Annotated in this window: 5 protein-coding genes and 1 pseudogene; all 6 read right to left on the bottom strand. The window is 49.6% G+C overall.

All coding sequences use genetic code 11. From position 1 onward, the window contains the following. Positions 1 to 2135 (bottom strand): annotated as a pseudogene (locus V3S16_RS04745) (pyruvate, phosphate dikinase); the annotation flags it as partial. A gap of 249 nt (positions 2136 to 2384) precedes the next feature. After that, positions 2385 to 3266 (bottom strand): dihydropteroate synthase, encoded by an 882-nt coding sequence (locus V3S16_RS04740; protein ID WP_413883527.1) that lies wholly within the window; start codon positions 3264 to 3266, stop codon positions 2385 to 2387. A gap of 158 nt (positions 3267 to 3424) precedes the next feature. Then, positions 3425 to 4765 (bottom strand): acetyl-CoA decarbonylase/synthase complex subunit gamma, encoded by a 1341-nt coding sequence (gene acsC / locus V3S16_RS04735; protein ID WP_413883526.1) that lies wholly within the window; start codon positions 4763 to 4765, stop codon positions 3425 to 3427. A gap of 126 nt (positions 4766 to 4891) precedes the next feature. Then, positions 4892 to 7105, bottom strand: a complete 2214-nt coding sequence (acsB, locus tag V3S16_RS04730; protein ID WP_413883525.1) for an acetyl-CoA decarbonylase/synthase complex subunit alpha/beta — start codon at positions 7103 to 7105, stop codon at positions 4892 to 4894. Between the two features lie 104 nt (positions 7106 to 7209). Then, complete coding sequence (locus tag V3S16_RS04725; protein WP_413883524.1) at positions 7210 to 8787, bottom strand: acetyl-CoA decarbonylase/synthase complex subunit delta; 1578 nt, start codon at positions 8785 to 8787, stop codon at positions 7210 to 7212. Positions 8788 to 9269: 482 nt separating this feature from the next. Then, the coding region (locus V3S16_RS04720) for an ASKHA domain-containing protein (protein ID WP_413883523.1) at positions 9270 to 9653 on the bottom strand (384 nt) is incomplete at its 5' end.

The raw sequence follows: 9653 nt of genomic DNA, 5'->3' as shown, positions 1-9653 counted from the left end.
ACCAAGGATTCGATTCGAAACGCAAGTCCCAAAGCGTCAAATTTCATTTCATGGTAACTTCCATACACGGACGGTATATCCACGGTGAAATGTCTTTTTTGATAAATGTCTTCCTTGATTTCGTAGGCCTGATGAGACAGGATTAAATCTTTTAATTGTTCCAGGTAATCGAGCAGCCCGTAAATCTTTTTCTTTAGATCAGGTTCGGCCAGGGCCGCTTGCAGCCGGCCCAGATCGGGAAAGGCTTCGGATTTAAGTGGAGCAATGTAATTTTCAATCTCGACGAAATCGAGGTAGTATTTCTGATATAAAAGTTTGTAAAAGGATATCGCCAGACAAACCCTTTCCAAGTCTATTTCTGATACACCCTCAATATCTTCCAATAGGTGCTTGACCTGGTCTTCTTTTAAGGCAATAAGGTCCTGCGGCAAAGAGAGACCCTTGGCGCTTAAAAATGACATGACCCGGTGAACACCGTCGATGTATGGCCCTTTAGTATCGATCTGATTGAAGATATTGGGAGGGACAAAAGGCTCGATCAAGCCTTTGTCCCTTGTTTTCCAGAAATCGAGGGTTGCTTCCATAAAATCGATGATCAGATTGCTGCTTTCAACGTGACTCTGCTTTCGCAAAAAATGGATGAGCGGGTCTTTTCGATGAGTTATTTCGTCAATATGTGTTGAAATATCTCGCAACCGGCCCTCGGCACCGATATCGTTGAAATATACCGGAAACAAGCGGGCGAGTTGCTTGGCCAGGTTAAATACCGGGCCGATACCGCTGTTTAAAAACTGCGTGATATCCCGGGGAAAAATGTCGGTATCTTTAATAAAAACGCCGCACAGCGATAGATGAATGATCAGGTACGAAAGCAGCCGCGGTGACCATGTGGGGTTGCGTGCAATAAGTTCCAGCCATATCCGTATATTCAGAATATGGGCGGAATTGACTTTTATTTGCCAGTCGTTGCCCACGCCGCTTATCATCGGTGCTTGAAAGCCCAGATCGATAACCGAGTCGATAAAAAAATTGACCAGGTCGCTTTCATCAGTTTTATAAACCGCCTTTCCCATATTCAGGACGCAACTTAAAGCCGTAGCCGGAAATTCTTCGGTACGGGCCTTTAAAGTGGCAAACGTTGTCTGGATTAATTCTTGAACATTTTTATAATCCTCATGCCCGATGACCCAGCTCATGGTTCTGTTGATGTCCCTTAAAGCTTCCTCGTGTATCATCGACAACCCGGAAATATTCATGATATAAAAAAGAAATATCAGTTTCCAGCGGCGGCCCCGGCCATTATCAGCACCGTCATCAAGAAGTCTTTGAGGAATTCCCCGGTAAGTTTTCACAAACTGATTGTATCCGGGCAGCGCCAAGAGCCTTTTTAGAACATCTTCAGACGCCGTATTTTTGGACTGGGCGATATCTTCAAGCTCGGTCTTAAAGTATTCAATTTGCTGGTGGGAAATATTATGAAAATGAGGACTTATAATATCCGGATTATCAATTTCGCCGGCCTCTTTTACAAACCAGACTTGGGGGTCTACTTCGCTCAACCAGTATGAATATGTATGTTTGAAATATTTTATTAGAAGTAAATTCAGTGACTTATAGTCTACAACCCCCGGTGAGCAGTTGAAAAATGCTTCTGCAATTTTTTTTATTTGATAGAAGCTTTTAATAAACAAAAAGAAATCTTCATCCTGATAGCTTCTGATGTGATCAAAAGAATTGTCCAAGACCGGCTTGAATTTTGTGATGTTTGAACCGGATTCTTTTATAACCTTTTGCAGAAAGAGCAGAAAATTATCAATAGCATCGACTCTGACATCGGTGCTGCTGGTTGCTTTGACGGCACTGGTAAAGATCTCTACAAAAAAGGCGGCCGCATCAGGCCCTAAGGGATGGTTTTTGAGAAGATGAAAATAATTCAGAGAATAATTCCTGGCTTCCTGCACGATAAACTGCCAGTTTTTATAGGGATGTGAAAGTTCCTTAAGGAAGGTGTTCAACCCTTCAGTCAGGCCGTAATATTTGGACAGGACTTCTTGAATAACTGCATATTTTTCATCGATAGCAACATCGACGTGATAATCGGCAATATTCACTTCAAGGGCTCTTGATTTGATCATCCAACCCTCCCAACCAGGATAAAACGGAAAAATATCTAAAGTGAACGTAAAAAAGCGCTTAAAATGTCCCAACTTGCATGAACAAGGATACTAAGGTTACCAGACGTTATACACATTTTCAAGTGGATTAAGAGAGGCTACCGGTCATTGTTCGCTGCAAGAAAAAAACCCCTCCCTGTGAAAGGAAGAGGCTCATGGTATTTATTCAATTAAGGCCTATTACCTAATTGAATTTTAGCTCAATTAGGGTTACAACTCAAGCCACGAATCAGAGTACAGAGATTTACCTAGAATTACTTTGGTGGTCTTGACATAAGCCTGCATCTCTTTTGCAAGGCTGTCCATATCCGGCTCTTCGCCGTCCATAATACCATAAATCAGATCGACGATATCCTGGCGTTCACCTCTGGCAATAGAAATCAGCTGATCATCCAGAGGATCGGCGATGACCGATTCCATCCCGTATTTCTGAAGCATGACGGTGTAAGTCTGGTTGAGAATCGGGCGCAGATGTTCGGGCGGTCCGTTGGAAACGTTTGACACGCCGCAGGTGCTCCTGGCTCCGGGGGCGATGTCCTCAAGCATCCCCTGAAATTCCATCAGGCTGATGGCCTGGGGCTGCTGAATGTTAACCGGGGTTACAATGCCGTCCACCCAGATCTTCTCATTGGGGATGCCGGCTTCATTGGCCGCATAAAGGAGTTCGACACAAAGGACGGCGCGTTCATTCTCATCCCGCGGCAGACCTTCAGGGCCCCATAGAAGGGCAACAAAACCGGCGCCGGCTTCGGCCGTCATCGGAATCATCTTTTCATAGCGTTCCGGGCGGCACATGATGGAATTGACAATGGGCGTCAGCTTGCACACTTTGAGCCCCGCTTCGATGGCTTCAATATTGGATGTATCCAAGACCAGCGGTATATCGTCAACCACCTCCTGGACGACTTCAACCACCCAGGGCATCAGCTCGTGTCCGTCCTTTTTGGCCGGGCCGAGGTTGATGTCGATATAATCCATCCCCTTTTCCTTTTGAAAAAGGACTTCCTCCTGGATCGGCTTGGGATCACGCTCCTTGAACGCCGTGCCGATCTTTTTTGTTATGACGTTTAAACTTTCACCAATAAGTAGCATACACCCTCCCTTCTTTAACGGCAGCCGCCTGTTAGTACCGGGGCATGACCCCGCCATCTCAATTACAGTAGGTTAAACCTGCTGAGAACAATTACGCCGGTAGTGTACCCCGGAGGAGCAGGATGGTCAATCAAGAACCATTCTGCTTCTAATGGCAATTATTTTGATTTGAGAAAGGCCGGGATATGGGCGGCTTCTCTTGGTCCTACGGTAATCGTCCAGCCCGGCAGTTCCTCTTCGACATCACCGGCAATAGCGGCAGCATAGCCGGGGATAACCAGTTCCGTGTGTTTAACTTTGTCCATGATACCGCATTTCTTCACGAACATACCCACATCATCACCGGAAAATTTTCCGGCGGCCCAGGCCGTCAGAACAGAAAGGCCTTCGGCATCCTTGATTAGCAGCCAGGTCGAGACCTTGCTGCCTTCAATTTCACCGGACACAATAAAGTAGGTTAGTGCAAAATTGGTGGTAACCAGAATCGGAGAGTTCTCATCCGGAGTGCCGATTTCATAGATACCTTCGGTGACGGTCATGGGTCTCTGAGGATCGGTGAAGATATTCAGCCGTTCCACCAGCAATGGGAAAAGACTCTCGCCGGTAAAGTCGGAAAGGACTGAGATGCCGCCGTACTTGGCTATATGCATGGCGGCGATCATGGTCTCCATGTCCAGGTTGGAAGCCATCTCACACGGAAAAGTAATTGTGGGAAAACCCAGCGCCCGGTTCAAGGACTTGAGGGCTTCGCGCCGGATGACGATCTGATCCTTCATGGACTGCTGGATTTCTCTGGAACCTGAATCAATCACCAGGTCCTTTAAACCCATTTCATCCAATTTGGTTGTCAGCGGAATCAGCCCTTCAACGGAATCGGCTTTGACGGCCAGGGGCAGATCATTCTCCTTGGCCAGGGCCCCGAAATCATCAAGATTGCCTTCGGTAGCGGCATATATCAGGGGCCGTTTGAATTTACAGGCCTCGACACCCGCCGCCATTACCCCGGCGTCTTCCGACATTAATATCAGATTGAATTCCGAGGTTTCGGCAATGGTTTGGGCGGCGGCCGCAAACGCATCTTTATCACCACCAGTATCTTTTAGGGCCACAAGTTCGGGTCTTAAATTAAAGCCGACCCGCTCAAACTGGAACGCGTTCCAAACGTTGAGCTTGGTCTCCAGATCGGATTCCGAGATGTCGGAACCGATCATAGCGGCAATGGGGGTCGGGCTGTAAAAGGTCTTTTCATGACGGTACAGCACGGTTTCTCCGCCGGTTTTGGTTGCTCTGACGCCTTTGCCCAAGGCAACCGCACGGATGGGCGGTGCGGAAGCCTCTGCAAGTTGTTCCCTGGACTCGTCCGATACATACGGACAGGCGTCAAGTTCGGCCTTGCCGGATGCCAGGTTCATGGCGAACGCCAGGCAGGTGGGAACGCCACACTCCTTACAGTTGGTTTTCGGCAGAAGTTTGAAAATCTGAATACCGGTTAATGCCATAATTGTCTCCTTCTTCTGATTTAAAACTTAAAACGCAATCTTATCCTTCTGATTTATTGATCCAAACAGCATCATCGGGTTTCAGGGGCGGGAGCTGCTCCCGCCCCTGAATACAAGCTGTAGCGATTACCCGATGATCGGATCCATTGAAAGTGCCGGATGTCCCACTTTTTCAAGAAAGGGCAGAATCTCTTCCTCGGTGGTTCCTACGGTCTCGTCGGCAATCATATCAATAAAGTTGGGACAACCCAGCTCTTCACCGCGCTTGATAAGCCGGTCTTTGAGCTCTTCCTTGAGCCCCTTGGGCATCCAGACCATCCGCAGCAGGCCGCCGTCGCCGACGATGAACTTGCGCTGGGTAATATTGAACTTGGAATGACCCACAAAACCCGGTGAAGAGGCCCCGCCGCCCATAACGCCGGCCAGGGTGGTAAACTTCATGCCGCAGGGAGTCTCCCTGGTGTAGTCCCGGCCGACCGTCATGATGCCGTTGCAGATCGGCAGCAGGGCCGCAATGCATTCGCAGCACCCGCAGGTGGTCATGGGGTCGTGCACAAGGGAATAAAAGTTATAATGGGTAACTGCTCCCCGTGAGGCTTGGGAGACAAAATCATTGACCCCGGCCCATTGACCCAGAACAGGATCAAGGGTTTCACCCTTTTCGATGGGCTGGTTCGGTCCCGTGGGGTTAATCTCATAAGAAGCCTTGCAGTCCATCCAGTTGTAGGCACCGCATAGGCCGGTTCTTTCGGGGCTGACCGTACAGACGTGGTTGGGAGCAAACGACTGGCAAAGCGTACAGGAGTAGTAGATTTCCTCGGCCTCGTCCGTCATGTTCTCAACGCGTTCATCCCTGGTATTGTATATCGCCCGGGCCCTTTTGGTAAGGTCATCAACATCCTTTTTCTTGGTGTAAAGGGTTACCTGGACTTTATCAAGGATTTTGGAAAAATCATTGTGGAATTTGGCATGCAGGACCACACCGATATCCTTTAAGGTAAAGCCCTTTTCCATGGCTGTTTTGCTGACGCGAATCCAGGCGATATCGCGCTGGCCGATATGCATGACGCCCTGGATGTAGTTGATCAGGTGGTGAATCTGGCGCTCCAGGATCGGTTCGAAATCCTCCTGGAACTCCCGGCCGGCTATCTGTACATAGATGCCCAGCGGGAAGGTTTCGCCTTCCTTGAGCTCGGTGATGTCGGGACCGACGATCTCGACATGTCCGTCTTCGATATCGCCCATCTCGGCCCTTCGACAAAGCTCGGTGGCCTGGGTCTTGCCGCCGCCGCACTGGGTGTACAGGTCCTTGCCTCTAACGCGTTCACCCTCGTAGGCCGGACCGAAGGCACAGGGGATGTCGATGTCGGAGATGTGCACCTTGAGACCCCGCACTTCCACCGATCTCTGAACGATCTCGTCATGGGGCACATTGGCGACCACGTGCTCGTAGGTACAGACACCGGTAGGCAGAATCTCGGGAATGTCGGTGTCCGCCAGGGTCGGAAAGCCCCAGTTGACACAGCCGGCCGCCGCCGCCGCCCAGTGGGTTCCGATTTCGCCCAGGGCGTTGACGAACGCAAAAATACGATCCTTGTTATAAAGCAAAATCTTTTTATAGTCGCCGGGCTGTACGTTGCCAAAGGCCATGGCGGCCCGGTTGGCAAAGCCCAAAGCAAATACGGCCGATGAAATATCCGGCCCGAAGGGTACAATGCGCGTGCCCCAGCCGATCTGAACATCAGCCTCGATCAGCTGCTCGATGACCGATGTGCCGTTGTGGGCGGCGGCACAGAAGATGTAAAGATTGCGCTTCTGGTATCCTTCTACAATATCCTTGGCGATTTCGGGATTGGGTGCGGCGCCCACGATGGCCGCAAAGCCCGGGGCCGTGCCGTCCACGAACTCGACCCCTCTTTTGCGCAGGACGATATCATCGGCCGGTCCCACCCAGATCTTGCCGGCTTCGATGTCCGGGTCTTCCTGGGGGATGTAAAATTCGGGATCCGTAACAGCGCGGAGGCCTTCTTTGATTTCATACGCAAAAATCGCGGCCATACCGGCGTCCAGCAGGGGGCCCAGATACGGCAGATGATGAACGCCTTTAACATGCGGCGGCAAAAGCCCGCGAGCAAATTGCAGCGGTTTTTGCAAATCTTCCAAGGTTTCAACCTTCATTCCCAGCAGGGAATAGATTACCGGCAGGTAGTATCCCGTGTTGGGAAACTCTACCTTGGTATCTGCATCATAGGCTGCCAGAGTATTTCTTAACGCTCCTTCGACCTCTGAAACAACATTATAGCCGCCCTGAATGGCAGCAAATGCTACTAATTTAGACATACGTTCCTCCTCATTGTTATTGTGTCGTCCGGTGATCTTTGAAAATGATCAATGCGTTTATACATTTTCGAGCAAATGATCGCCGGGTATATTGTCCCTTATTTTTATGCTCTTTTGTGCAGCCGATTCAGCTGTTCCAGCATTTTGTCGAGCTGTGATTTCTGAACGGCGGCCGGCGTCTTGGGTACTTCGACGGCCGGGGCGGCTTTTGCTTTGGCCAAGCGCTCTTCACGTTCCTTGTCACGCGCTTCGTGCTCCGCATTCTCTTCAGCGTCCAGCGCGGCTTTGGCGTCATCTGCGGCTTTGGCCTTAACTTCCGCTTCAGCCTTGGCCTTGGCCTCTTCTTCAGCCTTTTTCTTAGCTTCCGATTCAGCCTTGGCCTTGGCCTCTTCTTCAGCCTTGGCCTTGGCCTCTTCTTCAGCCTTTTTCTTAGCCTCCGCTTCAGCCTTGGCCTTGGCTTCCGCTTCCGCTTTGGCCTTGGCTTTGGCCTCTTCTGCGGCCTTCTTATCAGCCTCTGCTTCAGCCTTTTCTTCTACCTTTTTCTTGGGTGCCGCTTTCTTGGCAGGTTTTTCCTTGGGTGCGGCCTTCTTTGCAGCCTCAGGTGCCGCCTTTTTCTTCGGTGGCGCCTTCTCCGGTTCTTCTTCGATAGCAAGGTCAGGCTCCGGAGCCAGGGCGGCATAGTCTATATCCACGTCATCTAGCTGTTTGCTGATCGGTGCCACATCTTCAGCGGATCCGCCTTCGAGTGACAAATCGATGAAGGCTCTGGTCATCCGAATGGCTTCCGGATGTCTCATGATCAAAACATTAGCGCCGGACACCAGGTATGTTACTGCCGCCACGGCTTCCATAAGGATTCCGCGCCTTTCCGGATCACCCAGCAAAGGTGCTTCTTCGACAGGCTGTTTGGCTTCCTTGCATTTCCAGATTTCGTCGGCAAGGTTGTTGATAATCGGAAGCTGCAGCTTGTCGTCGCCCTGGGTCAAGGCTGCCATACTAAGCCGTTCCATAACAGAATAGGTATATTCCAGACCGTAGCCCAGACCGCCGGTGGTGGGATCGATGATTATGCGCTCCATCGACAACCCCAGATTTCCCAGCAGAATATTCATCTGTTTGGCCAGATTTACGTCAATGGGTGAATTTGCAACAATGGTGTGACCGTATCCCATGGCGGCGGCACCGATGCCCTTGTGGTTTTTATCTTCCACAGGCCCGATGATCAGATTTTCATCCATGGTCTCTTCGGCAACTTTCTTTAAAACCTCTTCATCCTTTTCAACGTTCCCGGTCCCCCATACAATCAGGGGAACATCGATGGCTGCAAGGACCTTTTTTACCGTTGCAGCGGCCTCCTCCGGACTGGCATTCTGCGAATTGGGATCGGTGCTCTTGAGCTGCAGCGCAATTATTTCGGCCCCGAATTCGTCCACGCATTTTTTGGCCCAGGCAGCCGGATCTGAGGCCACATCCTTAAAATAGCTCAAAGCCGCCTCCGGCCAGTCGTCCGGTTCCATATCCCATACTTCCATTGCAATTACGGGCTTGTGGGGCATTTCGCCCTCAAAGTGGTAAAAAGGATAGCATGTTTCCCCCCCGATGGTAACGGCCTTGTCGCCCTTACCGAGGGTAATTTCCTTTATGCTGCCCGTATAGGATTCTTTAAATATTTCTAAGCCCAATGATACCTCCTTTTGTGATCAAAGTTTTAATTGAGGTGTGCATCGTTTCAACTCTAGTCCATAATAATCCCCAGGTGAAAAACGATAGAAACCTTGGGTTTAAATTATAAAATCAGCCCTCCTTTCGTTAAATTGATTTTTTTATTAATATTATCTACATCGGTAGATTTATAGCCACTTGTCAAAAGGTGCGCGAAAAGAATTTTTGTGCAGTTAGCCACCATTCTATTGATAATAAAAAAGGGATGTTACAATATTTTTGGTCAAGGCAAATTGGCACCGTAGCGTGCCGAATATGACTTTTTATATTGAGACGATGTGTTTGTCAATAGGTAACTATTCAGCCACACAAAGACACTAATAGATAAGCCGACTTGGCCTTAGTAGCCTTTTGGCCACTACGGCTGAATAGGTTTAAATTTGTCCCCTTATCTGAGAATTTACTTCAGTGATTTGAAAAATTTATGCCGGTACTGACGGGATCAACTCCGCAGAGCTTTGCGGGCTTCTAAGCGGGCTTTGAGTTTGGGGAATTGATCTATATCTGTATGCGGCAAAAAAAGAGCGGCCACATAGTTATCCATATAAGACGCGGTTTCCGAAAGCTCGAAATTGGTCATTCGCCGGGTGACATCCACTACATCTTTACGGATGCGGTTTGTCAGGGCGCTCATTTTAGCCCCCAACAGGGAACCGTTGCCGATAAACCGGACTTTGTCAGGGTCGATTTCAGGCAGCAGACCGATGACCATGGCTTTTTCAAGATCTACATAACTCCCAAAACCCCCTGCCAGAAAAATCTGTTCGATATCATTGACCCCGAGCCCCACCTCTTCAAGAAGGGTCATACAACCACTGTACATGGC

Origin of the sequence: Candidatus Desulfatibia sp., assembly GCF_036446775.1 — a bacterium.
Taxonomy (GTDB): Bacteria; Desulfobacterota; Desulfobacteria; order Desulfobacterales; family UBA11574; genus Desulfatibia_A.
The sequence above is the reverse complement of the archived record's forward strand: the minus strand, read 5'-3'. Positions and strand labels throughout refer to the sequence as shown.